The organism is Rhizobium sp. BK196 (assembly GCF_014193255.1).
Classification (GTDB): Bacteria; Pseudomonadota; Alphaproteobacteria; order Rhizobiales; family Rhizobiaceae; genus Rhizobium.
In genome coordinates, this window is record NZ_JACHZB010000001.1 from 827,330 (window position 1) to 852,144 (window position 24,815).

At 60.4% G+C, this 24,815-nt stretch carries 19 protein-coding genes; 9 read left to right on the forward strand and 10 right to left on the reverse strand.

Features of this window, described 5'->3' with window-relative positions:
* Positions 1-165: 165 nt before the first annotated feature.
* Entirely contained in the window at positions 166-2,028 is a 1,863-nt protein-coding gene (gene recQ, locus FHT78_RS04350) for a DNA helicase RecQ (protein WP_183741017.1), read from the reverse strand.
* Positions 2,028-4,016: a DNA primase gene (dnaG, locus tag FHT78_RS04355; RefSeq protein ID WP_183741019.1), complete on the reverse strand. Its 1,989-nt coding sequence runs from the start codon at positions 4,014-4,016 to the stop codon at positions 2,028-2,030. The genes recQ and dnaG overlap by 1 nt, the downstream gene beginning before the upstream one ends.
* A 653-nt stretch (positions 4,017-4,669) precedes the next feature.
* Here dnaG and FHT78_RS04360 point away from each other — a divergent pair.
* Positions 4,670-5,566, forward strand: a complete 897-nt coding sequence (locus FHT78_RS04360) for a hypothetical protein (RefSeq protein ID WP_183741021.1) — start codon at positions 4,670-4,672, stop codon at positions 5,564-5,566.
* On the opposite strand, the gene FHT78_RS04365 is transcribed toward FHT78_RS04360, so the two are convergent.
* Positions 5,547-5,999, reverse strand: coding sequence for a GatB/YqeY domain-containing protein (locus FHT78_RS04365; protein WP_183741023.1), 453 nt, complete (start codon positions 5,997-5,999; stop codon positions 5,547-5,549). The genes FHT78_RS04360 and FHT78_RS04365 overlap by 20 nt on opposite strands.
* A 270-nt stretch (positions 6,000-6,269) precedes the next feature.
* Here FHT78_RS04365 and carA point away from each other — a divergent pair, with 270 nt between their 5' ends.
* Entirely contained in the window at positions 6,270-7,475 is a 1,206-nt protein-coding gene (carA, locus tag FHT78_RS04370) for a glutamine-hydrolyzing carbamoyl-phosphate synthase small subunit (RefSeq protein ID WP_183741844.1), read from the forward strand.
* 113 nt (positions 7,476-7,588) lie between these two features.
* A complete protein-coding gene (locus FHT78_RS04375; RefSeq protein ID WP_183741025.1) occupies positions 7,589-7,909 on the forward strand; it encodes an antibiotic biosynthesis monooxygenase in 321 nt (106 codons plus the stop codon).
* Positions 7,910-7,931: 22 nt separating this feature from the next.
* Here FHT78_RS04375 and FHT78_RS04380 read toward each other — a convergent pair whose 3' ends face one another.
* The 3 genes from FHT78_RS04380 to FHT78_RS04390 all read right to left on the reverse strand — a co-directional run bounded on the left by FHT78_RS04380 (position 7,932) and on the right by FHT78_RS04390 (position 11,763).
* Positions 7,932-9,335: an MATE family efflux transporter gene (locus tag FHT78_RS04380; RefSeq protein ID WP_183741027.1), complete on the reverse strand. Its 1,404-nt coding sequence runs from the start codon at positions 9,333-9,335 to the stop codon at positions 7,932-7,934.
* Between the two features lie 140 nt (positions 9,336-9,475).
* On the reverse strand, positions 9,476-10,723 hold the full coding sequence (locus tag FHT78_RS04385; protein WP_183741028.1) for a TCR/Tet family MFS transporter: 1,248 nt from the start codon (positions 10,721-10,723) through the stop codon (positions 9,476-9,478).
* Between the two features lie 134 nt (positions 10,724-10,857).
* A complete protein-coding gene (locus tag FHT78_RS04390) occupies positions 10,858-11,763 on the reverse strand; it encodes a LysR family transcriptional regulator (protein WP_183741030.1) in 906 nt (301 codons plus the stop codon).
* Between the two features lie 109 nt (positions 11,764-11,872).
* Here FHT78_RS04390 and FHT78_RS04395 point away from each other — a divergent pair, with 109 nt between their 5' ends.
* Positions 11,873-12,865: an aldo/keto reductase gene (locus FHT78_RS04395; RefSeq protein ID WP_183741031.1), complete on the forward strand. Its 993-nt coding sequence runs from the start codon at positions 11,873-11,875 to the stop codon at positions 12,863-12,865.
* A gap of 52 nt (positions 12,866-12,917) precedes the next feature.
* Here FHT78_RS04395 and FHT78_RS04400 read toward each other — a convergent pair whose 3' ends face one another.
* Positions 12,918-13,859 (reverse strand): neutral zinc metallopeptidase, encoded by a 942-nt coding sequence (locus tag FHT78_RS04400; RefSeq protein ID WP_183741033.1) that lies wholly within the window; start codon positions 13,857-13,859, stop codon positions 12,918-12,920.
* 84 nt (positions 13,860-13,943) lie between these two features.
* A complete protein-coding gene (locus FHT78_RS04405; protein ID WP_183741035.1) occupies positions 13,944-14,432 on the reverse strand; it encodes a DUF2306 domain-containing protein in 489 nt (162 codons plus the stop codon).
* An 85-nt stretch (positions 14,433-14,517) separates the two neighbouring features.
* Between FHT78_RS04405 and FHT78_RS04410 the strand changes: the two genes are divergently transcribed.
* From FHT78_RS04410 to FHT78_RS04425, 4 genes are all read left to right on the forward strand, one after another.
* Entirely contained in the window at positions 14,518-15,288 is a 771-nt protein-coding gene (locus FHT78_RS04410; protein WP_183741037.1) for a LytTR family DNA-binding domain-containing protein, read from the forward strand.
* A 77-nt stretch (positions 15,289-15,365) separates the two neighbouring features.
* Entirely contained in the window at positions 15,366-16,394 is a 1,029-nt protein-coding gene (locus tag FHT78_RS04415; protein WP_183741039.1) for a zinc-dependent alcohol dehydrogenase family protein, read from the forward strand.
* Between the two features lie 173 nt (positions 16,395-16,567).
* On the forward strand, positions 16,568-20,053 hold the full coding sequence (gene carB / locus FHT78_RS04420; RefSeq protein ID WP_183741040.1) for a carbamoyl-phosphate synthase large subunit: 3,486 nt from the start codon (positions 16,568-16,570) through the stop codon (positions 20,051-20,053).
* 120 nt (positions 20,054-20,173) lie between these two features.
* The gene (locus FHT78_RS04425; protein ID WP_183741042.1) at positions 20,174-21,364 is read left to right on the forward strand and encodes a DUF2235 domain-containing protein; all 1,191 of its coding nucleotides are present in this window, start codon (positions 20,174-20,176) and stop codon (positions 21,362-21,364) included.
* 22 nt (positions 21,365-21,386) lie between these two features.
* Here the strand turns inward: FHT78_RS04425 and FHT78_RS04430 are convergent, their stop codons facing one another.
* Together FHT78_RS04430 and FHT78_RS04435 are read right to left on the reverse strand one after the other, a co-directional pair.
* Positions 21,387-22,832 (reverse strand): UdgX family uracil-DNA binding protein, encoded by a 1,446-nt coding sequence (locus FHT78_RS04430; RefSeq protein ID WP_183741043.1) that lies wholly within the window; start codon positions 22,830-22,832, stop codon positions 21,387-21,389.
* On the reverse strand, positions 22,832-24,064 hold the full coding sequence (locus FHT78_RS04435; protein ID WP_183741045.1) for a putative DNA modification/repair radical SAM protein: 1,233 nt from the start codon (positions 24,062-24,064) through the stop codon (positions 22,832-22,834). The genes FHT78_RS04430 and FHT78_RS04435 overlap by 1 nt, the downstream gene beginning before the upstream one ends.
* 250 nt (positions 24,065-24,314) lie before the next feature.
* Between FHT78_RS04435 and greA the strand changes: the two genes are divergently transcribed.
* Positions 24,315-24,791 (forward strand): transcription elongation factor GreA, encoded by a 477-nt coding sequence (gene greA / locus FHT78_RS04440; RefSeq protein WP_183731439.1) that lies wholly within the window; start codon positions 24,315-24,317, stop codon positions 24,789-24,791.
* Positions 24,792-24,815: the final 24 nt, after the last annotated feature.

The following is a 24,815-nucleotide window of genomic DNA, read 5'->3' on the forward strand; positions in this document are numbered from 1 at the left end:
GGCTTGTCTTGCTCAACGCTCAACCGTGACAAGCAGAAAGGTCGGCCGGTCAAGCTCCTCGGACCATTCGGGATGCTCGATCAGATCCTGCTCGCTCGGACCCCGCCATCATCCCAGAAATATGGCGTCCTGACGTAGAAAGGCGAAAGCCGGCCGGCACGGGCGTTACTCGTCGTGCGAAAGAATGATATCGAGGAAGGCGTCGCCGTAGCGCTCGAGCTTCGACTGGCCGACGCCGGAAATGCCGAGCAGTTCCTTACGGCTGCGCGGCCGCTCGGTGGCGAAGGCGATCAGTGTTGTGTCGGGGAACACCACATAGGGCGGCACGCCGAGCGACTTGGCAATCGACATACGCTCGGTTCTCAGCGCTTCGAAGAGCGAACCATCCGCCCCCGAAAGCCCGGTCCTGCGCTCCGCGCGCTCGGTTTTCTTTGCTCTTCGCTCCGAGGGAGCGCGGTCCTTGCGGAAAAAGACCTCGCGCTCGCGTTTGAAAACGGCCCGCGCCTCGGGCTCGAGTTTTAGGGCGCCGAAAGCTTCATGATCGACCCGGATCAGCCCCATCGCCATCAGCTGGCGATAGACCGATTGCCAGGTACGAACAGCAATATCCTTGCCTGCGCCGAAAACCGGCAGATCGACATGGCGGAAGCGTTCCGTCTTCTCGTTGACGTTGCCGACAAGCACATCGATGACATGGCCGGCGCCGAAGCGCTCGCCGGTGCGGTAGATCGCAGCCAGCGCCTTGATTGCCGCTTCAGTGCCATCCCAGGTCTCGACCGGCTTCAGGCAGGTATCGCAGCCACCGCATTTGCCGCCATGCGCTTCGCCGAAATGCGCCAGGATCGCCTGCCGCCGACAGGAGGCCGTCTCGCAAATCGCCAGCAGCGCATTCAGCTTGCCGCGCTCGATGCGCTTGATCTCGTCGGCCGCATTGCCCTCATCGATCATCCGCCGGCGCTGGATCACATCGGCCATGCCATAGGCCATCCATACCTCGGACGGCAGGCCGTCACGTCCGGCGCGACCCGTCTCCTGATAATAGGCCTCAACCGAGCCCGGCAGATCGAGATGAGCGACATAACGCACATTCGGCTTGTCGATGCCCATGCCGAAGGCGACGGTCGCAACGAGGCAGAGCTCTTCTTCCTTCAGAAAGGCATCCTGATTGGCATCGCGCAGCGCCCGATCCATGCCGGCATGATAGGGCAGCGCTCGAATGCCCTGCGTGTTCAGCCAGTCGGCAGTCTCCTCCACCTTGGCTCGCGACAGGCAATAGACGATGCCGCTATTGCCTTTGTGGCCGGACAGGAAGCGCAGGAGCTGCTGGCGCGGCTGATCCCGTTCGACGATCTCATAGGAAATATTCGGCCGGTCGAAACTCGTCGTGAAGACCGAGGCATTGTCGAGCATCAGGCGCTCAATAATGTCTTCGCGTGTATGCGGATCGGCGGTGGCCGTCAGCGCGATGCGCGGCACGCCAGGATATTGTTCCGAGAGCTTGCCGAGTTCGCGATATTCCGGCCGGAAATCATGGCCCCATTGCGAAACGCAGTGCGCTTCGTCGATAGCGAATAGCGCAACCCTGGCATTGCCGATCAGCTCCCGGAACCCATCCATCAGGATGCGCTCGGGCGTCACATAAAGCAGATCAAGTTCGCCGGAAGAAACGCCGCGACGGATCGCGACATATTCTTCACGCGAAATGGAGGAGTTCAGCGCCGCGGCCCGAATTCCAAGCTGCTTCATCGCCTCCACCTGATCGCGCATCAGCGCAATCAGGGGCGAAACGACGATGCCGAGACCCGCGCGGCAAAGAGCCGGGATCTGGAAGCAGAGCGACTTGCCGGCGCCGGTCGGAAACAGCACCACGGCATCGCCCCCGGCAACGACATGCTCCACAACTTCCTGCTGCCGGCCGCGAAAAGCGGAATAGCCATAAACGCGCTTCAGCACATCGAGCGGCTGGGTACCCGCAAACAGCGCGTCGGACGCGGAAAAGGACGGTTCGTCGTGTTCGGCCAGCGACATCAGTGGCTCGCAGCGCCCTTGACGCGGCCGGAGAGCACACCGAAGCCATCGATAATGGCTTCCTGGTTTTCGAGCCGCAACGCCTCGTATTGCACTTCCTGCGACGCGCGCATCAGCCGATCGATCTCGGCATCATCACCGGCCTCCGTCGCCTGCGCGATATCGCGCTCCAGCTCGATCTTCTGCCAGCGCAGGTCCTTGGCGCGCTTATGAAAGGCAAGCGCCTGACGATAGCCCTCGCGGGCATCCTCCATCGCCGCCTCCTCGGTGGCCGTCCAGAGCCGGGCGTTGCGCACCTGCTGATCGAGGCTCTTGAGCAACGGACCGAAACCGGCAACATCGAGGCATTCCAGCAGATAGTCGCGCGTCAGATGCGGTCCGGCGACGACTGCCGCCGCACCAAGCATTTCGGACCAGAGCTTCTGCAAGTCGCGATTGTCGTATTCTATGGAAGCGATTTCGTCGTAATCGTCGAGCATCAAGGCGGGATGGTTGACGACGGTCAGGGCCAGCACGCATTCTCTCAGCGCCGTATTGCCCTGGTGACCCCGCACAAGGCCCGAACGGGTCAGGCGATCCGATGCGGCAACGGGGGTTCGAGGCCCTGCGGGAGCGCCGCCCTTCTGGCCGCGGAAATTGCCACTACCGGTGCTGCCGCCGAAATTGCGTCGCTCGCCGCCGCTACGATTCTGGAACTGCGGTTGGAAGAAACTGTTCAACTTGTCGCGCATATCCCGCTGGTAATGGCGCCGCACATTCTCGTCGGCGATGACGGCAACGAGCTGCCTCAGTCGTGCTTCCAGTTCAGCGCGCGCTTCCGGCGTATCGAACTTGCCGGCTCTCACCTCGCGATCCCAGAGCATTTCCGAGAGCGGCTTGGCCTGTGCCATGACCCTGTCGAAAGGTGCCCTGCCCTCGTGTTTCACGAGGTCATCAGGATCCTTGCCATCGGGCAGCAATGCGAAACGCACGCTGCGCCCCGGCTTCAGATGCGGCAGCGCCAGATCAGCGGCGCGGTTGGCGGCACGGATGCCGGCGCCGTCGCCATCGAAGCAGAGTACTGGCTGCGATGTCATCTTCCACAGCAGATCAAGCTGGTTTTCAGTCAGCGCCGTGCCGAGCGGCGCGACGGCGTTTTCGACGCCTGCCTGATGCAGCGCGATGACATCCATATAGCCTTCGACGGCAATGATCGTGCCTTCGCCATTCGCGCCCTGCAGCGAACGGCGCGCACGTGCGAAATTGTAGAGAACATTGCCCTTATGGAAGAGCTCGGTCTCATTGGAATTGAGATATTTCGCCGGCGCATCCGGCGACATGGCGCGGCCGCCGAAGGCGATGACCTTTTCGCGGGAGGAAAGGATCGGGAACATGATGCGGTCGCGGAACCGGTCATAGGAAACCGGCACGTTTTCATGCACCACTAGTCCGCAAGCCTCGATCTGCTCTTTGCTGACACCCTTGCCAGCCAAGAATTCTTTCAGCGCATTGCGGCTGTCGGGCGCAAAACCGAGCCTGAAGGTCTCGATCGTCCGCCCCGTCAGACCGCGATCGCGCAAATAGGCGCGCGCTCTGGCCCCATTTGCCGTCTGCAACTGATCCTGGAAGAACTGCGTCGCCATTTCCATGACGTCGAGCAGCGACGTGCGCTCCTTCTCGCGCTTTTCCATCTGCGGATCGGCAATCGGCATCGGCACGCCGGCCATGTCGGCGATCGTCTGCACGGCTTCGGGGAAGCTCAGGCCTTCGAGCTCGGTCAGGAAGCGGAAATGGTCGCCGGTCACGCCGCAACCGAAGCAATGGTAGCGGCCCTTGCGGTCCTCGCAATGGAAGCTCGGCGACTTCTCGCCGTGGAAGGGGCAGCAGGCCCAATAGTCGCCGCGCGACACGTTGGTCTTGCGCTTGTCCCAGCTCACGCGCCGCGCAATCACGTTCGAAATGGGAACGCGGTCGCGGATATCGTCCAGGAAGGTGGGGGAAAAGCGCATCTCTACCTCTTGCAGCACTTCCATATAAGCAGCTTTGATCCGCTGCGCCACGAAACTTCTGCCGTAAATCCCGCTTTTCACAGGGTGGGAGACACTGTCACAAACATCCGCCGAAGCCACTCAACAATGCGTTATCGGACCCTGACAGAGGGTGCGACATTTTTGACATTTCCCAATTTCCCGCAGGTCGGCGATCCCCGGTCTGCGGAAAGCGGTTTCAAAAAAGAAGATGTAAAAATAACCGGTTAAAAGGATTGCGTCCGCTTTTCCGGACTGCGCGGCTGAACTCAACATTCATAACAAGGAAGGCCGAATCCGGGATTATTATATTTTTGTAATTTGAATAAGCAGAGGGCTGGCCATAAGCTCGATGTCAACAAAGCGATCCCCACGCGAGGCACCATCCCTACCCCCGGCGCCGCCTCGCAAGGGTGCCTTTGCAAATACCCGCCGGCTTGGGTTTCGACCCTGTGTCGCTGACGGAAGCAAAGAGCAAGAAGGCAGGAGCGCCCCCAGCTCCTGCCTTCTTAATTTTTAGGCTATACGCAGCCATTCTATTGAGCTTTACCTTACCAATTAACCCCTAAAACACAAAAGCATTGACACTTCCAATAGGCGTGGCAAATGAATCCACGAAACTCCTGGACAGCGTCATGGCCTATACCGCAGAAAATCTTGCAGCCGACGATAATTTTCTTGCTGCAATTCTTCATTGTGCCAATCAAATGCTCGCGATTTATCGCGATAGCCCGCGTATTGCATCGATATTCGCCGCACAACAGCGTTGGCTGATGGCGCATACCGGTTTCGCTCTCTATTACGGCTATCCTGGCGATGAGAGACGAGGCCTCTATTCCGGCCGCTTCATCAATTTCGTCATCCAGAACAAGATCGCCAGCCGCAACACGGCAGCCGCCTTCGTGCAGGAGATGCTGGCCTACCGGTTTCTGCGTCCCATTCCGGGCGACGACAAACGCACCCGCTTCCTCGAGCCGACGGAAACGGCCGAGCAGCATTTTACCAAATGGCTGATCGCCCACCTGATGATTCTGGATAGCCTCGACGGCTGCCGCCGCGCGGAAAATCTGACGACTGATCCCACATTGATCGCCCGCCTGCAGCCGCTCATCGCCAAGAAGATTATCGAGACCGAAGCCGTGCGCGATCCCGGCGCCACCTTCAACCTCTTCAACTGGGCCAATTCCGGCGGCCTTGTGATGGATTACCTGATTTCGCGCCTGGCCGGCTTTCCACATTTTGCCGACCGCGTCGTCGTCGGTCCGCTGTCGCTGCGCGAGATTCGCGATCAGTTCATGATTTCCAATACGCACCTGAAACGCCTGCTCACACAGGCGGCCGACATGGGAAGCGTGGGATGGACCGAGCCGCCGAGAAAGGGCGATTTCTGGCTTTCCCGCGGTTTCGTACTCGAATATTGGAATTATCAGGCGGCGAAATTCGCCATCATCGATTCAGCCGCCGAAGCCGTGCTTGGGCCTGCGGTCGAAGAACAACCGCAGGCAAGGCGCCTTATTTCAAGAGCTCTTTGACCGTGCCGGAAGCCTTGGCAAAGTCCATCTGGCCGGCATAACGCTCTTTGAGAGCAGCCATGATTTTGCCCATGTCCTTCGGGCCTTCGGCGCCGACTTCCTTGATGATGGCTGCAATATTGGCGCGCACTTCATCATCCGAAAGCTGCTTGGGCAGGAAATCCTGGATGACGGCAATTTCAGCGCGTTCCTTCGCTGCCAGCTCCGGACGGGCATTTTCCTCGTAAATCTTCGCCGACTCATCGCGCTGCTTCACCATCTTGGCGAGGATCTGCAACACCTCCTCATCGCCAGCCTCTTCCTTACCGGCGCCGCGATTGGCGATGTCACGATCCTTGATCGCGGCCTGGATGAGGCGGATGGTGCCGAGACGGTCCATCTTCTTTGCCTTCATGGCCTCTTTGAGCTCAGTGGCGAGTTGATCGCGCAGCATGTCGTTACTCCTTTTAAATGGCGCTTTCATAAACCAGGCTGATGCATGGGATCAAATAAATTGCGAGAATCGCGGCAATATCGGCAGGAAAAGTGCCGCAATCTGCAGTACAAAGATTGACCTAGGCAGAGAGCGTGGCTATCTACCGCCACCTGCACCAAAATTCGTGATCAGGCGTCAAACGCGGCCAAAGCCGCGCGCCTGCACCTGCGAGATCAAATGGCCGGCTCGCGTTGCCAGAACGCCAAGCCCGCCGGAAACGGGATGAAGATGACCGCGACAGCACCCTGGACAACCGAAAAGCCGACCGCCCTGCTCGTTCTTGCCGATGGCACCGTCATCGAAGGCAAGGGTATCGGCGCAACCGGCAAGATCCAGGCGGAGGCCGTCTTCAATACGGCACTAACCGGCTACGAGGAAATCCTCACCGACCCCTCCTATCTCGGCCAGATCGTCACCTTCACCTTCCCGCATATCGGCAATATCGGCACCAACGAAGAAGATATCGAAGATCTGACACCGGCAGCGCGCCACGGCGCAGTCGGCGTCATCTTCAAGGCCGATATCACCGAACCTTCGAACTACCGTGCCGCCAAGCATCTTGACGCCTGGCTGAAGGCCCGCGGCATCATCGGCCTCTGCGGCATCGACACCCGCGCGCTGACGGCCTGGATCCGCGAAAACGGCTCGCCCAACGCCGTCATCGCTCACGAGCCCTCCGGCAATTTCGACGTCGACGCACTGAAGGCGGAGGCCAAGGCCTGGAGCGGCCTCGAAGGTCTCGACCTCGCCAGGATCGCTTCGTCCGGTCAGTCCTCGCAGTGGTCGCAGACCCCCTGGGTCTGGAACGAAGGATACGGCGAGCTCGGCGCTGCCGACACGAAGTATCATGTCGTCTGCCTGGATTACGGCGTCAAGCGCAACATCCTGCGCCTCTTCGCCGGCCTCGACTGCAAGGTCACCGTCATGCCGGCAACGACGAGCGCTGAGGACGTGCTCGCCCTGCAGCCGGATGGCATCTTCCTGTCGAACGGCCCGGGCGACCCGGCCGCCACAGGCGAATATGCCGTGCCGGTCATCAAGGAACTGATCGGCACCGATATCCCCGTCTTCGGCATCTGCCTCGGCCACCAGATGCTCGGCCTCGCGCTCGGCGCCAAGACCGAAAAGATGCATCAGGGCCATCACGGCGCGAACCATCCGGTCAAGGATCACACGACCGGCAAGGTCGAGATCGTCTCCATGAACCACGGCTTCGCGGTTGACACGAAGTCGCTGCCCGAAGGCGTTGAAGAGACTCACGTATCGCTGTTCGACGGCACCAATTGCGGCCTGCGCGTTCTTGGTAAACCGGTCTTCTCTGTCCAGCACCACCCGGAAGCCTCCCCCGGCCCGCAGGACAGCCACTACCTCTTCCGTCGCTTCGTCAACATGGTGCGCGAGAAGAAGGGCGAACCGGCACTCGCCGAACGTTGATCCGGATCAAGGCTCGCCCAGGCGGGCCTTTTTCTTTGCCCGCATGTTGACCTCAACTTAACTTGAGGAATTACAGAACTGCCTGCAACACATCAGATGCAGGAGAAGACTGGATGAGCGGAGCTTTCTACAGGATAGACAAATTCGTCGTGCCGGCTGCGGCGCGTGAGGAATTTCTTGTCAATGTGATGATGACCCACAAGGTGCTTGAGGCACAGGACGGCTTCATCAATCATACGGTGCTGGAACAGATTGCCGGTCCCGGCGAATTCAATTTCGTGACGGTTGCCGAATGGGAAAACGCCGATGTCGTCGAACGCGTACGGGCGGTCGTTGCCGCAGCCCACAAGGCCGCCAATTTCGACCCTCAGGAAATGTTCGCTCGCCTCGGAATTCGCGCCGATATCGCCAGCTATAAGCCCGTTGCGGCCTGACAGCTGAGATATGACGGCCGGCTTAAATCCCGGCCGTCGCGCCCTCTCGGCGAACGAGAATGTAGAAGCGGGCACAGAGCATGGCGGCAGCCGCAGCCAGCCCGACGAGAAAACCATACCAGATTCCAAGCCCGCCGAAGCCGAGCGGGAAGGCAAAGGCCCAGGCGAGGAAGAAGCCGATCGGCCAATAGGCGATCAGCGCCATGACCATCGGCACGCGCGCATCCTTCAGTCCACGCAGCAGTCCGCTTGCGATTGCCTGCAGGCCGTCGACGAACTGGAAGAGACCGGCGATGACGATCAGCGGACCGGCATAGGCCAGCACCTCGGGTGCCTCCGGCAGGCTGACATCAAGGAAGAGCCGCGCCAGGACCTGCGGTATGGCAGCAAAGATGATGCTGCCGATGATGGACGCAGCGGCAGCAATGATGAGCACTGTGATAGCCGCCCTCACCAGCCCGGCATGATCGCCCTGCCCGTGCGCAACGCCGACACGAACGGTTGCCGCCTGGCCGAGACCGAGCGGGATCATGAAGGCCATCGACGCCCATTGCAGGGCGATTCCATGCGCAGCAAGCTCGATCGTGCCGATATGCCCCATCAGCAGCGATGCTGCCGTGAAGAGACTGACTTCAGCGAGGATGGTGATGCTGATCGGCAGGCCGAGGCGGACGACCTCGAAGAAGGCATGCCAGTCCGGCTTCCAGAAGCGCACGAAGATCTCATAGCGCCGCGTCTCCTCCCTGCCCTGCACATAGGAGAGGATGAAGAGGAAGCCCGCCGTCTGCACCGCGACGGACACGATCGCAGCACCTCCAAGGCCCATGACCGGAAAGCCGAAATGGCCGAGCACGAGGATATAGGCGCCAATCGCATTCAGCACCAGCATGGCAATGGTGACCTGGAGAATGACGCCAGCCTTGCCAATGGCGCTGACGAGCCCGCGCATGACGTTGTAAAGCAGACCGGGCAGCACACCGAACTGACCGATGATGATATAACCGTGGGCAAGCTTCGCCACTTCAGGCTTCTGCCCAAAGTACCGCAGGATTGCCTCGGAATTATAAAAGGCCGGCTGCATCAGCAGCCAATAGCAGATGACAACCCAGATCCCCATGCGCAGCGACCGGCGCACGCTCACGACATCGCCGCGGCCGTAGGCTTGAGCCACCATCGGGATGACGGCAATCGCAAAGCCCGAACCGAAAATCAGGATCGTGAACAGGAACTGGGCGGAAAGCACCATGGCAGCAAGATGCTCGGCTCCGAGCTGACCGACGATCATCACATCGGTCATTCCGATGCCGAATTGTGCAAGCTGGGCGCCGATCAACGGCACGCCGAGCATCAGCGTGGCGCGAAAATGCGCAGACCAGCGGTTGTCGTTTGCATGCGCGACGGCGCGCACGTCGATCGGCGTGTCCATGACACTATTCCTGAAATTGAATCGTTAAGGGCCGCAGCGCGGCAAAATATCATGTGGGCTTAGAGCAAAGCGGCACAAAGAACCACCCCAGAACAGGCAGATGCTGAAAAATTCATCACGGCTTCACTGTTTTTGATGGATCACTCCGCCGCGTTGAAAGCTTGTGCCGGCGCTTTCGATGTCGTCACGCGCGTCAGAAATACAACCGCAGCAACGAGGATGAAGAACGCTGCTAGCAGATAAGGCGCGCCGGCAAAGGTGATCGGTGCATCCGGCTTGGTGAAATAGCCGAACATCTGTGTGAAGATCAGCGGACCGATGATCGTCGTGATGCTGCTGATGCTCGTGAGTGCGCCCTGCAGCTCACCCTGTGCGGATGGCGGCACCTTGCCGGCGGCAATGCTGCGCAGCGGCGGATCGGCAACATTCTCCATGACCGTCAGTACGATCACGGTGTAGACGACCCAGCCCTCCCAGGCCAAAGCATAACCTGAAAGCGCCACCATCGAGAAACAGAGGCCGAGCACCGCCGTCTTCCATTCACCGAGAACAGGCACGACACGCGGCAGGACAAGCCCCATGACGAGGGCCGCACCGATGCCGTAGATGCCGAGCGACAGGCCGATCTGTCCTTCGCTCCAGCCGTAGCGGAAGGTCGAGACGAAGGACCAGACCGACGGATAGACGGCATGGGCGAGAAAGAACAGAAACATCACCAGGCAAACCCAGCCGATACCGGGATAATGCCGCATTTGCCGCAAAGCGCCGAGCGGGTTTGCGCGCTTCCATTCGAAAGTGCGACGGTTTTTCTCTTCGAGCGTTTCGGGCAGCAGGAAACAGGCGGCAACAAAATTGATGAAGGAAAGCGCCGCCGCGCCGAAGAACGGCACGCGCGGTCCAAATTCGCCAAGGAAGCCGCCGATGACGGGACCGACCGTGAAACCGACACCGAAGGCGATGCCGATGAGGCCGAAATTCTTGGCGCGGTTCTCTTCATTGCTGATGTCCGCAATGTAAGCCGAGCAGGTAGCGAAGCTGCCGCCGCTGATGCCGGCAAGCACGCGGCCGACGAAGAGCATCCAATAACTGGTGGCGATGGCGCAGATGAAATTGTCGAACGCGAAGGTCAGCACCGAGAGCAGCAGGATCGGACGGCGCCCGAAACGGTCGCTCAAGTTTCCGAGCAGCGGCGCAAACAGGAACTGCATCAGCGAATAGATCAGCATCAGCCAGCCGCCATCGACAGCCGCATCGCTGACCGTGCCGCCCGTCAGTTCCTCCAGGTAAACAGGCAGCACCGGCATGATGATGGCGATGCCGATAATATCCAGAAAGAGAATGATGAAGACCAGGAAAAGGCCGCGGCGAACGAATTTCGGATCAAGCATGACACATCTCTACAGCTGATATTTTCTGGAAATACGAGCTTGTCGCCGAATAAATGACATAGCCGATCGGAATGACCGAAACAATACGTGAACATTTCAATATTCTTGATGGAGAGGCCGCCAAAACTGATGGCTCAGGCGTTCTTTCGTTGCTCCATCCGCACAAAATCGACAAAGGCCCGCAACGGCGCGGGCATATGGCGGCGGCTCTGATAGTAAAGAAACGGGCCGGAAAATTCGCTGTCCCACTCGCTGAGGATCCGCACCAGCCGGCCTTCCGCAATCCCCGGCGCAAGCAGCTCTTCAAAGGTACGGATGACGCCAAGACCGGCAAGCGTGGCTTCGATTTCCATCTCCACCGCATTGGCGATGATGGGGCCGGACGGCGTAATCACGAGCACTTCACCATCTCGTTCGAATTCCCAGGCAAGCGTAGCGCCGCTGATGAAGCGATGCCGGATGCAGCTATGCTCCAGCAGATCTCTCGGATGCTGCGGCACGCCCCGCTTTTCCAGATAGGCGGGAGCAGCCGCCGTCACATAGCGCTGCCGGCGCGGGCCGATCGGCACGGCGATCATGTCGCGCTCCAGCCGCTCGTCATAGCGAATGCCGGCGTCGAAGCCGGCGGCCAGCACGTCGATGAATGTATCTTCGCCAATAATCTCCAGCGTGATCTGCGGATAGAGCGCCAGAAACCGCGCGGCGAGATCCGCCATGAAAAGCTTCAGGACGATACTCGGCACGTTGAGCCTGAGCGTGCCCACCGGACTGTCGCGAAAACTATCGAGCTGACCGAGCGCGGCGGCCACTTCCGAAAGGGCCGGTGAAAGCTTGTCGAGCAATCGCTGGCCCGCCGCCGTCGGCGTGACGGAGCGCGTCGTCCGATTGAGAAGCCTGACCCCGAGCCGCTCTTCGAGGCGCCGCAGGGAATCACTCAGCGACGACGCGGAAACCCCGCGCTTGCGGGCTGCGGAGCGGAAACTGCGTTCTCTTGCAATTGCGGCAAAGGCATCCAGATCACTGAGGGGAAGGTCATCCATTGTGCATTTTCCCGTACGGCCTGTTCGAGACTATCCGGATTATCGCACAAACTTGAGCGCGATAAAACAGCATCCGAAGACGGCATCGCCGCCGCTGAAGGAGAAAAAAATGCAGATTCATCGTTTGGGAAAAACCGGCCCAGAAGTCTCGGCTATCGGCCTCGGCTGCATGGGCATGTCGGGCATGTACGGCCCGTCCGACCGTGCTGAAAGCATTGCGACCATCCATGCCGCGCTCGACGCCGGCGTCAACCTGCTCGACACAGGCGACTTCTACGGCATGGGCCACAATGAAATGCTGATCGGCGAGGCGCTCAAGGGCCGCAAGCGCGAAGACGCGATCATCAGCGTCAAGTTCGGCGCGTTGCGCGATCCCTCCAATGGCTGGAACGGCTACGACGCGCGGCCCATCGCCGTGAAGAACTTCCTTGCCTATACGCTGCAGCGCCTAGGCGTCGACTATATCGACATCTACCGCCCTGCCCGTCTCGATCCAAACGTGCCGATCGAGGACACGGTCGGCGCGATCTCCGATCTCATCAAGGCCGGCTACGTCCGCCATGTCGGCCTCTCCGAGGTCGGCGCCGATACGATCCGCCGGGCTGCGGCCGTCGCACCGATTGCCGACCTGCAGATCGAATATTCACTGATCTCACGCGGCATCGAGGATGAGATCCTGCCGACAACCCGCGAACTCGGCATTTCCATCACAGCCTATGGGGTGCTGTCGCGCGGCCTCATCAGCGGCCACTGGCAGAAAGGCCAGCAGGGCGCAGGCGATTTCCGCGCCGTCAGCCCGCGCTTCCAGGAAGGCAATATCGATGAAAACCTTGCCCTGGTCGAAGAACTCCGGAAAATCGCGACCATCAAGGGCGCCTCGGTTGCGCAGGTCGCGATCGCCTGGGTAGCAGCTCAGGGGACGGATATCGTGCCGTTGGTCGGCGCCCGCCGTCGCGATCGGCTGACGGAAGCGCTCGGCTCCCGCGCAGTGGAGCTCACCGCAGACGATCTCTCCGCGATCGAACGCGCCGTGCCAAAAGGGGCTGCGAAGGGTGCCCGTTATCCAGAAGCCCAACTCAAGCACATGGACAGCGAAAAGTAAGCTAACCGGCATACCGGTACCCTGCCTTCAGGCAAGGTGCCGGATATTTCGATCAGATCGGGTTGGAGAAGGTATCGCAGGCCGAAAGCTGCCCGCTGTCGAAGCCACGCTTGAACCAGCGCATGCGCTGCGCCGACGTGCCGTGGTTGAAACTCTCCGGCACGACATAGCCCTGCGAACGCTTCTGCAGCGTATCGTCGCCGATCTGCTGCGCAGCGTTCAGCGCCTCCTCGAGATCGCCAGCGTCGAGAATACCCTTCTGCTGTGTAAACTTGCCCCAGATGCCGGCAAAGCAATCCGCCTGCAGCTCGACGCGAACCGACATCTTGTTTGCGTCCGCCTCGCTCATGCGCTGGCGAGCCTCATTGAACTTCGGCAAGATGCCGAGCAGGTTCTGCACATGATGGCCGACCTCATGGGCGATCACATACGCTTCGGCGAAATCGCCTGAAGCGCCGAACCGATCGGAAAGCTCCTGGAAGAAGGCCGTGTCGAGATAGACCTTGTGGTCTCCGGGGCAGTAGAAGGGGCCGGTCGCAGCCGACGCAAATCCGCAGGCCGACTGCGTCTGGCCGGAGAAGAGAACGAGGCGCGGCTCCTCGTAATCCTTGCCCTGAGACTGGAAGATGCCGTGCCAGGTATCTTCGGTTTCGGCGAGAACCGTGCGCACGAAGGCAGTCATCTCATCATTGGCGGGAGCCTGCGGGGAGGAGTCACTCTGCGAATAACCGGAGCCGCCAGCGCCATCCATTGAGCCGCCGCCCTCCATCACCTGCAGCAGGTCGACGCCCATCGCCTTGAAGATCAGGTAGATGACGACGAGAAAGATGATCGTGCCGATGCTGAGCCCGCCGCCACGGCGACCAACGCCGCCACCCGACGGAAAATTGAAGCCGCCGCCACGGCCGAATGGATTACGTCCCCCCAAGCCACCGGACGGATCGCTACGACGATCCTCGATATTGTCGGACTGACGCCGGCCTTTCCATTCCATGTTCGATCTCCCCGGCGATGCGCTCATGCATGCTCTCAGGAGTCAGTTATATATCCGCCGCAAAGACGAATTCCAGCCGCTTCCTCACGCAACCCGGCTGCGGCGCGGACGAAACCCGATGGCCGCGCCGATCGCAGCGGTGACCAGCCCGAGCAGCGCCAGGGCAAGCCAGCTATTGCCGGAGAACGTGACCGCATGCATCAGCCGGCCCGGCAGCAATGTCGCAAGGCCTGCAACGACGATGCCGCCGAAATACATGCCCGATACGATCCGCCGATGGGTGCGGATATCATGACGCCGCGCAGCGAGAATTGCTCGCCAGCTTCCGGCGAGCACGAAGACAGAAAGAAGATGGATTGGGCTGAAGCCATAGACGAGATTGATCTCGTGGATGAAGAAGCTCGACAGCGCCGTTACCACCATCAGCGCCATCCAGATCTTGCCGAGCATACGGTGCCGCGGCGCGCCCTTCGGCCATGCAAGCAGATAAGCGCCGAGGATAGCCGCCGGCACGACGGCGGCAACGTGGATTTGAATGGCGACGGGGGCATTAAGCAGAGGTTCCAGGGTCATGAGCGGCTCCGGTTGAATTCGTCCTCTGTTTCCGGCATGACTGCATTCCTCTCAACAAACATGGCGTAGACGGCGGGAAAACTTCGTGGATCACCCATCCTTGCAATCCACGCTTCGCGAATTGCAGGTCTTCTGGCGCGCGCCGCGTTTCTGGGGAACCTTCCTCGCCGTCGTCCTGATCTTCGCGATCACCGGCCCCTATGGCACGATGGAAAGCATGGCAGTCGGCAAGCGCTTCGCCTACTGGCTGATCCTGCACGCCGTCGCCTGGTCGATTGCCATCCTGTTTTCAGTTCTCGCCGATGCGCTGCTGCGCAAAGTGCTGGATCGCATGTTCTGGCGCATGATGATCGGCTCGCTGGTCGCAGCCCTGCCGATCGGCTTTGCCATCGGCTTCATCGACTATGCCTTCAGCGGCAATTCGGCCGCGCTTGGCGGCGGCCTCGCAAGGGCGCTCTTCGCGCTGCCGCTCTGCGCCCTCTTCTGCTTTCTGACCTATCTCGCCATGCATCGCCAGATTGAGCAGGCAACGGCGCAAACACCGCCGGCGACCTCGATCCTCGACCGGCTGAAGCCGCAGAACCGCGGCGCCCTGCTGCGCCTTTCCGTGCAGGATCACTATACCGAGGTCGTCACCAGTCGCGGTCGCGAGCTGGTGCTGCTGCGCTTCTCCGATGCGTTGCGCGAGATCGGAGGAACGCCAGGGCTTCAGGTGCACAGGTCGCATTGGGTGGCCGACGCTCATGTCGAAGCCCTGAAACGCGATAACGGCAAGATCCTGATCCTCACGCGTGATGGCACGCAGATTCCCGTCAGCCGGAGTTTTGTCGAGGAAGCTCGCCGACGCTTCGGCTGAAGAAATTCCGGCAACTGCTTGACGCGACTCCTGCTTTCCCGCTTCCTGATGATGAGGAGACCTGGAGGAGAATGCCGATGAAAGCCGTCCGCCTGGAAGCGACCGGAAAGCTGTTTCTGCGCGAGGTCGAAAAGCCCGTTCCAGGACCGGGTGATCTGCTGGTGCGCGTCGAAGCCTGCGGCATCTGCGGTACCGACCGCCATCTTTTCCTCGGCGAGTTCCCCTCCCATCCACCAGTAACCCTTGGCCACGAATTCACCGGCATCATCGAAGCAGTCGGCTCCGAGATCAGCGGCTTCCACCCTGGTATGCGCGTAACGGGTGATCCCAATATTGCCTGCGGCCGATGTGAGGAATGCCATAATGGCCGGGTCAATCTCTGCCGGAACCTGCAGGCTATCGGCATCCACGGAGACGGCGGTTTTGCCGACTACGTCATCCTGCCACAAAAACAGGCCTTCGCCCTGCCGCCTGGCCTGGATCCGCTACACGGCGCCTTTTGCGAGCCGCTGGCCTGCTGCCTCCACGGCGTCGATCTCGCCAATATCAAGACCGGCGCTTCGGTCATCGTGCTCGGCGGCGGCGTAATCGGCCTGCTCACCGTCCAGCTTGCCCGGCTTGCCGGCGCAACACGTATTCTCCTCGTCACCCGCAATGCCGAGAAACGCGCGCTTGCCGAAACACTCGGTGCCACCGCGACTTTCGATCCGTCACACGCGGATGTCGTCAGCAGCATTACCGGCGATCAAGGTTTGCTGCCCGGCGGCGCCGACGTCGTCTTTGAATGTGCTGGCGTGCTGGAAACGATGATGCAGGCGCCGAAGCTCGCAAGGCGTGGCGGCACTGCCGTCATCCTCGGCGTCATGCCGCAAGGCGCAAAGATAGAAATCGAACCCTTTGACCTGCTATTTCGCGAAGTGAACCTTATCAGCTCTTTCCTCAACCCATTCACACACGGGCGCGCAGCCGATCTCATCGCCTCAGGCGCGATCAAGGTGGAGCAGCTGATTTCGCGTCGGATCACGCTCGAACAGGCACCTGAAGCCATTGCCAATCCGGCGCTTGGCGGCGAGATTCGCACGCTCGTCGCGCCCCGTGGGCAATAGGCTTCCAAAGGCCGGTCCGAATTCCTGTCGATTCCGTGATTTATGGGGTTCCGTTTGCAAAAACATTTGCCTATAAGCCGCTTCTAGCCTGAAAAGACCCTCAATGCGCGACCCGACCCGGTGACCTCCCACCCTGGCCGGCTTTTTGCGCAGCCAGACAATGGATATCGCCCATGCCGAAGCGCCAAGACATCAAATCGATCCTCATCATCGGCGCGGGACCGATCGTCATTGGCCAGGCTTGCGAATTCGACTACTCCGGCACCCAGGCCTGCAAGGCGCTGAAGGAGGAAGGCTACCGCGTCATCCTCGTCAACTCCAACCCGGCCACGATCATGACCGACCCGGGTCTCGCCGATGCAACCTATGTCGAGCCGATCACGCCTGAAGTCGTCGCCAAGATCATCGCCAAGGAACGCCCCGACGCGCTGCTGCCGACCATGGGCGGCCAGACGGCGCTGAACACCGCTCTCTCGCTGAAGCGCATGGGCGTGCTCGATCGCTACAATGTCGAGATGATCGGCGCCAAGCCTGCCGCCATCGACATGGCTGAGGACCGCGCGCTGTTCCGCGAGGCGATGGCCCGCATCGGCCTTGAAACGCCGCGCTCGATGCTGGCAAACGCCACCGACATCAAGGACGCCGACCGCAAGACGCATGAGGCCGAGCGCACCAAGCTGCGCGAAAGCCTCTCCGGCGCCGATCTCGACAAGGCGCTCGACGAACTGGAAAACCAGTGGAACCTCGGCGAGAGCGACCGCAAGCAGCGCTATATGAGCCATGCCATGGCAATCGCCGCCCAGGCAATCGACCATGTCGGCCTGCCCGCCATCATCCGCCCGTCCTTCACGCTCGGCGGCACCGGCGGCGGCATTGCCTATAACCGCTCGGAATTCTTCGAAATCGTCGGCAGCGGCCTCGATGCCTCGCCGACGACGGAAGTACTGGTCGAAGAATCCGTGCTTGGCTGGAAAGAATATGAGATGGAGGTCGTCCGCGACAAGGCGGACAACTGCATCATCATCTGCTCCATCGAAAACATCGATCCGATGGGCGTCCATACCGGCGACTCGATCACTGTCGCCCCGGCGCTGACGCTGACGGACAAGGAATACCAGATCATGCGCAACGCCTCGATTGCGGTGCTGCGCGAGATCGGCGTCGAGACCGGCGGCTCGAACGTGCAGTTTGCCGTCAACCCGAAGGACGGTCGCCTCGTCGTCATCGAAATGAACCCGCGCGTCTCGCGCTCCTCGGCGCTCGCCTCCAAGGCCACCGGCTTCCCGATTGCCAAGATCGCTGCGAAGCTCGCCATCGGCTATACGCTCGACGAACTAGAAAACGACATTACCGGCGGCGCGACCCCTGCCTCGTTCGAACCGTCGATCGACTATGTCGTCACCAAGATCCCGCGTTTCGCCTTCGAGAAATTCCCCGGCGCCTCGCCGGTTCTGACCACAGCCATGAAGTCGGTCGGCGAAGTCATGGCGATCGGCCGTACCTTTGCAGAATCGTTGCAGAAGGCTCTGCGCGGCCTGGAAACCGGTCTGACCGGCCTCGACGAAATCGAGATCCCCGATGCCGAAGAAGGCGAATCCAGCCTGAATGCCATCCGTGCCGCGATCGGCACGCCGACGCCGGATCGCCTGCGCATGGTCGCCCAGGCGCTCCGCATGGGCCTGACCATCGAGGAAGTGCACGAAGGCTGCAAGATCGACCCGTGGTTCATCGCCCAGCTGAAGAACATCGTCGACATGGAAGCCCGCGTCCGTGAACACGGCCTGCCGACCGACGAGACGAACCTTCGCATGCTGAAGGCCATGGGCTTCTCCGATGCCCGCCTCGCCACGCTGACCGGCAAGCGCCCGAAGGAAGTGGCAGAGCTGCGCAACAGCCTGAACGTCCGCCCGGTCTTCAAGCGCATCGATACCTGCGCTGCCGAATTCGCCTCGCCGACCGCCTATATGTACTCGACCTATGAGACGCCTTTCGTCGGCGCCGCCCGCTCCGAAGCGCTGGTCTCCGACCGCAAGAAGGTCGTCATCCTCGGCGGCGGCCCGAACCGTATCGGCCAGGGCATTGAGTTCGACTATTGCTGCTGCCACGCCGCCTTCGCGCTGAAGGATGCCGGCTATGAAGCAATCATGATCAACTGCAACCCGGAAACGGTCTCGACCGATTACGACACGTCCGACCGCCTCTATTTCGAGCCACTGACGGCCGAAGATGTGATCGAAATCCTGCGCGCTGAGCAGGAAAAGGGCGAAGTCGTCGGCGTCATCGTCCAGTTCGGCGGCCAGACCCCGCTGAAGCTCGCCGAAGCGCTCGAAAAGAACGGCATCCCGATCCTCGGCACAGCACCCGACGCAATCGACCTTGCCGAAGACCGCGACCGCTTCCAGAAGCTTCTGATGAAGCTCGACCTCAACCAGCCGAACAACGGTATCGCCTACTCCGTCGAGCAGGCCCGCCTGGTCGCTGCCGAAATCGGCTTCCCGCTGGTCGTTCGCCCGTCCTACGTGCTCGGCGGCCGCGCCATGCAGATCATCCATGCTGAGAGCCAGCTGCAGAACTATCTGCTCGACACGGTTCCGGAACTGGTGCCCGAGGACATCAAGGCGCGCTACCCGAACGACAAGACCGGTCAGATCAACACGCTGCTCGGCAAGAACCCTCTTCTTTTCGACAGCTATCTGACCAATGCCATCGAAGTCGACGTCGATTGCCTCTCCGACGGTACTGACGTCTATGTCGCCGGCATCATGGAGCATATCGAAGAGGCCGGTATCCATTCAGGCGACAGCGCCTGCTCGCTGCCGCCACGCACGCTGTCGCGCGAGATGCTCGATGAGCTGGAGCGTCAGGCCAAAGCCATGGCGAAAGCGCTCAACGTCGGCGGCTTGATGAACGTGCAGTTCGCCATCAAGGATGACACCGTCTACGTTCTCGAAGTCAACCCGCGCGCTTCGCGCACGGTACCCTTCGTCGCCAAGACCATCGGCGCGCCGATCGCCAAGATCGCCGCCCGCGTCATGGCCGGCGAGAAGCTGGATGCGACCTTCGCAGCCTATGGCGAAAAGCCCGATCCGCGTGCCCTCAAGCACATCGCCGTCAAGGAAGCTGTCTTCCCCTTCGCCCGCTTCCCTGGCGTCGATACGCTGCTCGGACCGGAAATGCGCTCCACCGGCGAAGTCATCGGCCTCGACAGCGATTTCTCGCTGGCCTTCGCAAAGTCGCAGCTCGGCGCCGGCGTCGAACTGCCGCGTGAAGGCACGGTCTTCGTATCCGTGCGCGATGCCGACAAGCCACGCGTTCTACCGGCGATCCGAATCCTGGTCGAGCAAGGCTTCAAGGTGCTCGCAACCGGCGGCACGGCCCGCTTCCTCGCCGAAAATGGCATTGAGGCGACCAAGATCAACAAGGTTCTCGAGGGACGTCCGCATATCGAGGACGCCATCCGCAACCGCCAAGTCCAGCTCGTGATCAACACGACTGACGGCAACAAGGCGATCTCGGACTCCAAGTCGCTGCGCCGCGCCACCCTCATGCAGAAGGTGCCCTATTACACCACGATGGCCGGCGCCGAAGCCGCCGCTCAGGCCATCAAGGCGCTTAAGGCCGGCAATCTCGAAGTCAGACCGCTGCAAAGCTACTTCTGATCCTGCGAAGAGGCATCGCCTCTTCGCCTTCGCCTCCTCGGCCCCGCCAAAATTGCGACCTCAAATTGCAGACGTGGATACTTGATGTTAGCCTGCTTCCGGTCGTATCGGGGAAGCAGCATGTCGAAGAACATCGTCATTCTGTTCGACGGCACGTCGAACGAGATAACTGCAGACCGCACCAATATTTTGCGTCTATTCGGAACGCTGAAGCGCTCCGACGACCAGATCGTCTATTATGACCCCGGCGTCGGCACGCTGGGAGCAGCAGATGCCTGGTCGTCCTTTTATCGCCAATCTATCGAGGTCTGGGGCCTTGCGACTGGCTGGGGTCTCGATGAAAACGTCAAAGATGCCTACCGTTTCCTCGTCGAAAATTATGATTCCGGCACGCCCGACGATCATGGAGGTCATCCCGACCGGGACCGCATCTATATTTTCGGCTTCAGCCGCGGCGCCTATACGGCCCGAGTTCTCGCAGGTTTCATCCACGCTTTCGGGCTGTGCAGCAGATATCACCTGAACCTGCTCGATTACGCTTACAGAACCTATAAGGGCATTCCCGAACAGGAGCAGCGCGCCGATGGCGGGGATCCCTCATCAGCCTTCAAGAGCATGCGGCTCTACGAGCGCATGCTGCGCAACGACCGCCCGCCGATCAAGCTGCTTGGTCTCTTCGACACCGTCGCCTCTGTCATCGAAAAGGGCAAAGGACGCATTCAGTTCAAGACCCATCCCTTCACCCGCAAGAATCCGAGCGTCGAATATGTGCGCCATGCCATGGCGATAGACGAGCGAAGAACTATGTTCCAGCCGGAATTGTGGACGCCGGATCAGGACTACCGCGGCAATCCCTTCAAGCCCGCAACCGCAAAACAGGACTTTAAGGAGGTCTGGTTTGCCGGTGTCCACGGCGATATCGGCGGCGGTTACCCGGAGGCTGAAAGCGCCCAGATCAAGATACCGCTCGACTGGATGATCCGCGAAACGGGGTCGGCAGGCCTGCTCTATGTTTCGCGCACGATTAATAACATCGTCCTTGGCAAGAACGACAAGTATTATGTCGAGCTCAACGCGGCCGCACCGCTGCATGACTCGATGAGCGCAGGCTGGAAACTGCTCGAATATATTCCGCGGCGCGTGCCGGAAAATTCCTGGCGCAGGCATGGCGATAGAGGCGGCGTTTATCTTCCGCGCGAAGACAGGCGCTTCATCCCCGATGGCGCAAATCTGCATGAATCCGTGAGGGTGCGCATGGTGACCGGATATAATCCACCGAACCTGCCGAAAGATCCGGTCTTCGTTCACTGACGCATTGAATCGAATTCTGCGCTCAGGCAGCCAGGCCCTTGATCAGATTCATATCTTGCCGGAATCGGGCGAGCTCCCGCGCTTTCCGCTCCTCGTCCGGAATTCGCAGCAGATAGGACGGATGCACCGTCACGAAGAGCATCCGCCCCTCCTCCATCGCAATCGGACGTCCACGCAGATCCTCCAGCTTCTGCTTCTCGCCGGTCAGCGAATAGAGCGCCGTCGCCCCCATCGCTACGATCACTTTCGGTTTGATGAGATCGAGCTCCAGCTTCAGCCACCAGCGGCACTGCTGCACCTCGCCGAGATTGGGTCTCTGGTGGATGCGCCGCTTGCCGCGCGGCTCGTATTTGAAATGCTTGACGGCATTGGTGACATAAAGCCTCGATCGGTCGATGCCGGCTTGTGCGATCGCGTCGTCAAAAACCTTTCCGGCAGGGCCGACGAAGGGTCGACCTGCAAGATCCTCCTGATCGCCCGGCTGCTCGCCGACGAACATGATCTTCGCATCAACAGGGCCTTCGCCGAAGACGGTCTGCGTCGCCCTCGCATGCAGCGGACATTGACTGCAGACGGCTGCGTCCTCTCGCAACGCCTCCAGCGTCCCGGCAGGAGCCATTTCCGGGACCGGCATGCGGGCGGCGGCCTCCTGGATCCTGTTGTGATAGGGAAGCGGCATCGTCGCCCCGCGCTCGGCCATAGCGAGCACTTTCGCTTCGGCATCGGCAATCAGGCCGGGAATGAGATCGGCTTCCGGCAGGTTTTTCCAGTATTTCTTCGGCATCTCCGCGTGCATGGCCTTCACCTTCAATCGTGCCGGATTAAAGATGTTGGCATAGTAAGTACGCCAGAGATCGTCGGTCGCATCGCTGATATCGGGCTTCTCGCAGGGTGCGTTGCTGATAGTCAGCCGCTCGCCGTTCCAGGCAGCCGACCCCTTCGGCGTCGCGATCAGCCAGTCCATGTCGGTGAAGCGGCGCTGGAAGAAGGACGCCTTGCGCGCGACGACGTAATGATCCGGCTCGAACCAGGCAGTGAATTTCCGGCGTCCGCCCGCTGGAGCAGCCACTTCCTTGAAGCGCACGAAAGCCGTCATCTTGTGGGCGTCACGATACACGCTCTTCTGCATCAATCGGGCACGCGAGACTTCCTCATCCGAGGACAGATCCAACAGATGCCGGTTCTCTTGTATTCGCCAAAGCAGGCTATAGAGCAATGAAAACCGCTTCGGGTCGCTATGGCAGATCACCGCCTCGGCCAGCGTCATGAAAGCCGGCGGTACAGTCATCGGCTTGCTGTTGGCTGGCGGATCGGGCGGCAGCGCGTCCCGCTGGAAGGCGAAGCCGGGCTCGTTGCTCTTTTCATGCCAGTCGATTTCGTGAGGCAGAATTCCAGCCGCGGCAAAGGCGCGGGCGGCCTTGCGCCACTCCTCGAAATTACCTCTGCCCTCCAGCACGACCCGGCGCATCACAGCAATGACAATTGTTCAGGTTGCGGTTCGAACATAGCACGCAGGTCCGGCCGATCGACGAGCCGATGCGGCGTCCAGCCCTCTGCGGTAATGAAGGCCTGTACCTTGCGGATCGACACACCAAGACGCGGCAAATCCTCGATCCGCAGGCGCCGCTGCCGCCGCTCGGCCAGAATCGCCTTCACCGTCTTGGTGCCGAGCCCAGGCACGCGTAAGAGCTTTTCGCGATCGGCGCGGTTCACATCGACGGGAAAATCACCGCGATGGCCAAGCGCCCAGGCGAGCTTTGGATCGAGATTGAGATCCAGCATGCCACCCTGCTGCGTCGAAGTGATTTCATCAATGCCGAAACCGTAGAAGCGATAGAGCCAGTCGGCCTGATAGAGCCGGTGCTCGCGCATCAGCGGCGGCTTGATGAGCGGCAGGTTTTTCGAACTGTCGGGGATCGGGCTGAAGGCGGAATAATAGACGCGCTTCAGACCGTAGCTGCTGTAGAGCTGGCCGCTGGTCGACAGGATCGTCGCGTCATTGGCCCCATCCGCACCGACGATCATCTGCGTGCTCTGGCCGGCCGGCACGAAGCGTTTGCGCCGTTTGGTCTGCAGTGTCGGCTCTTCCGCCGCCTCGATCTTCAGCCTGAGATCGCCCATCGAGCGGCGGATACTGGCCGGTTTCTTCTCCGGCGCAAACCGGCTGATGCCGCTATCAGTCGGCAGTTCGATGTTGAGCGACAGCCGATCGGCATAGAGCCCCGCCTCGTCGATCAGGTGTGACGATGCCTCCGGAATGGATTTCAGATGGATATAACCACGGAAACCATGCGTGACGCGTAGTTCCCGCACGATGCGCACCATTTCCTCCATCGTGTGGTCGGACGAGCGGATGATGCCCGAGGAAAGAAACAGGCCCTCGATATAGTTGCGCCGATAGAATTCGAGCGTCAGCCAGACGACTTCTTCCGGCGTGAAACGAGCGCGCTCTACATTGCTCGACGATCTGTTGATGCAATAGGCACAGTCGTAAATGCAGAAGTTGGTGAGTAGAATCTTCAGCAGAGAAATGCATCGTCCATCCGGCGCATAGGCGTGACAAATGCCGGAGCCCTCGGTCGAACCGAGCCCGCCAGAGCCTGCCGAATCCCGTTTGACCGTCCCGCTGGAGGCACAGGATGCATCATATTTGGCGGCGTCGGAGAGGATCGCCAATCGTTCTCTGAGCGACTTCTTCATTATCATGTTCACTAAATGTTCATGTCGGCGAAATCAAGACGAAGAAAAAGGACGACACACAACTCCCCTTCAAAAGCAGGCACTTCTGCTGAAGGTAAAAAGGGTCGGTACGAATTTTATGGAAATTGCGCGTCTCGATCTGCTATAAGCAACGAATTAGGATTGTAACACGGTTCCGAAGTTCCCCTTCGGGACCTGTTTTCTTTTGTGTCTGCGCGAACTGCAGATGCGGGGAGAGAAGGACGAAAACATGGTTGATAAGGTACCGATGACACAGGGTGGTTTCGTCAAGCTGCAGGAAGAACTGCGCTGGCGTCAGCAGGAGGAGCGCCCGCGAATCATCGAGGCAATTGCCGAAGCGCGCGCCCATGGCGACCTTTCGGAAAATGCCGAGTACCACGCCGCCAAGGAAGCGCAAAGCCACAATGAAGGCCGCATCACCGAGCTCGAAGACCTGACGGCGCGTGCCGAAATCATCGACCTCTCCAAAATGTCTGGCGACAAGATCAAGTTCGGCGCCAAGGTGAAGCTGATCGACGAGGACACCGAAGAGGAAAAGACCTACCAGATCGTCGGCGATCAGGAAGCCGACGTAAAGCAGGGCCGCATCTCCATCTCCTCCCCGATCGCCCGCGCGCTAATCGGCAAGGAAGTCGGCGATTCCATCGAGGTCAACGCGCCCGGCGGTTCGAAGGCTTACGAAATCCTCTCGGTTTCCTGGGGCTGATCGCCCGCGCCTTTCTTCGCACGA

What these genes read in the sequence shown, in the direction of transcription:
- recQ (WP_183741017.1), bottom strand. Translation starts at nt 2,028, where the DNA reads ATGTCGCTGGCCGAACACGACGAACCGTCCTTTTCCGCGTCCGACGCG.
- dnaG (WP_183741019.1), bottom strand. Translation starts at nt 4,016, where the DNA reads ATGCGCTTTTCCCCCACCTTCCTGGACGATATCCGCGACCGCGTTCCC.
- FHT78_RS04360 (WP_183741021.1), top strand. Translation starts at nt 4,670, where the DNA reads ATGGCCTATACCGCAGAAAATCTTGCAGCCGACGATAATTTTCTTGCT.
- FHT78_RS04365 (WP_183741023.1), bottom strand. Translation starts at nt 5,999, where the DNA reads ATGCTGCGCGATCAACTCGCCACTGAGCTCAAAGAGGCCATGAAGGCA.
- carA (WP_183741844.1), top strand. Translation starts at nt 6,270, where the DNA reads ATGACCGCGACAGCACCCTGGACAACCGAAAAGCCGACCGCCCTGCTC.
- FHT78_RS04375 (WP_183741025.1), top strand. Translation starts at nt 7,589, where the DNA reads ATGAGCGGAGCTTTCTACAGGATAGACAAATTCGTCGTGCCGGCTGCG.
- FHT78_RS04380 (WP_183741027.1), bottom strand. Translation starts at nt 9,335, where the DNA reads ATGGACACGCCGATCGACGTGCGCGCCGTCGCGCATGCAAACGACAAC.
- FHT78_RS04385 (WP_183741028.1), bottom strand. Translation starts at nt 10,723, where the DNA reads ATGCTTGATCCGAAATTCGTTCGCCGCGGCCTTTTCCTGGTCTTCATC.
- FHT78_RS04390 (WP_183741030.1), bottom strand. Translation starts at nt 11,763, where the DNA reads ATGGATGACCTTCCCCTCAGTGATCTGGATGCCTTTGCCGCAATTGCA.
- FHT78_RS04395 (WP_183741031.1), top strand. Translation starts at nt 11,873, where the DNA reads ATGCAGATTCATCGTTTGGGAAAAACCGGCCCAGAAGTCTCGGCTATC.
- FHT78_RS04400 (WP_183741033.1), bottom strand. Translation starts at nt 13,859, where the DNA reads ATGGAATGGAAAGGCCGGCGTCAGTCCGACAATATCGAGGATCGTCGT.
- FHT78_RS04405 (WP_183741035.1), bottom strand. Translation starts at nt 14,432, where the DNA reads ATGACCCTGGAACCTCTGCTTAATGCCCCCGTCGCCATTCAAATCCAC.
- FHT78_RS04415 (WP_183741039.1), top strand. Translation starts at nt 15,366, where the DNA reads ATGAAAGCCGTCCGCCTGGAAGCGACCGGAAAGCTGTTTCTGCGCGAG.
- carB (WP_183741040.1), top strand. Translation starts at nt 16,568, where the DNA reads ATGCCGAAGCGCCAAGACATCAAATCGATCCTCATCATCGGCGCGGGA.
- FHT78_RS04425 (WP_183741042.1), top strand. Translation starts at nt 20,174, where the DNA reads ATGTCGAAGAACATCGTCATTCTGTTCGACGGCACGTCGAACGAGATA.
- FHT78_RS04430 (WP_183741043.1), bottom strand. Translation starts at nt 22,832, where the DNA reads ATGCGCCGGGTCGTGCTGGAGGGCAGAGGTAATTTCGAGGAGTGGCGC.
- FHT78_RS04435 (WP_183741045.1), bottom strand. Translation starts at nt 24,064, where the DNA reads ATGAAGAAGTCGCTCAGAGAACGATTGGCGATCCTCTCCGACGCCGCC.
- greA (WP_183731439.1), top strand. Translation starts at nt 24,315, where the DNA reads ATGGTTGATAAGGTACCGATGACACAGGGTGGTTTCGTCAAGCTGCAG.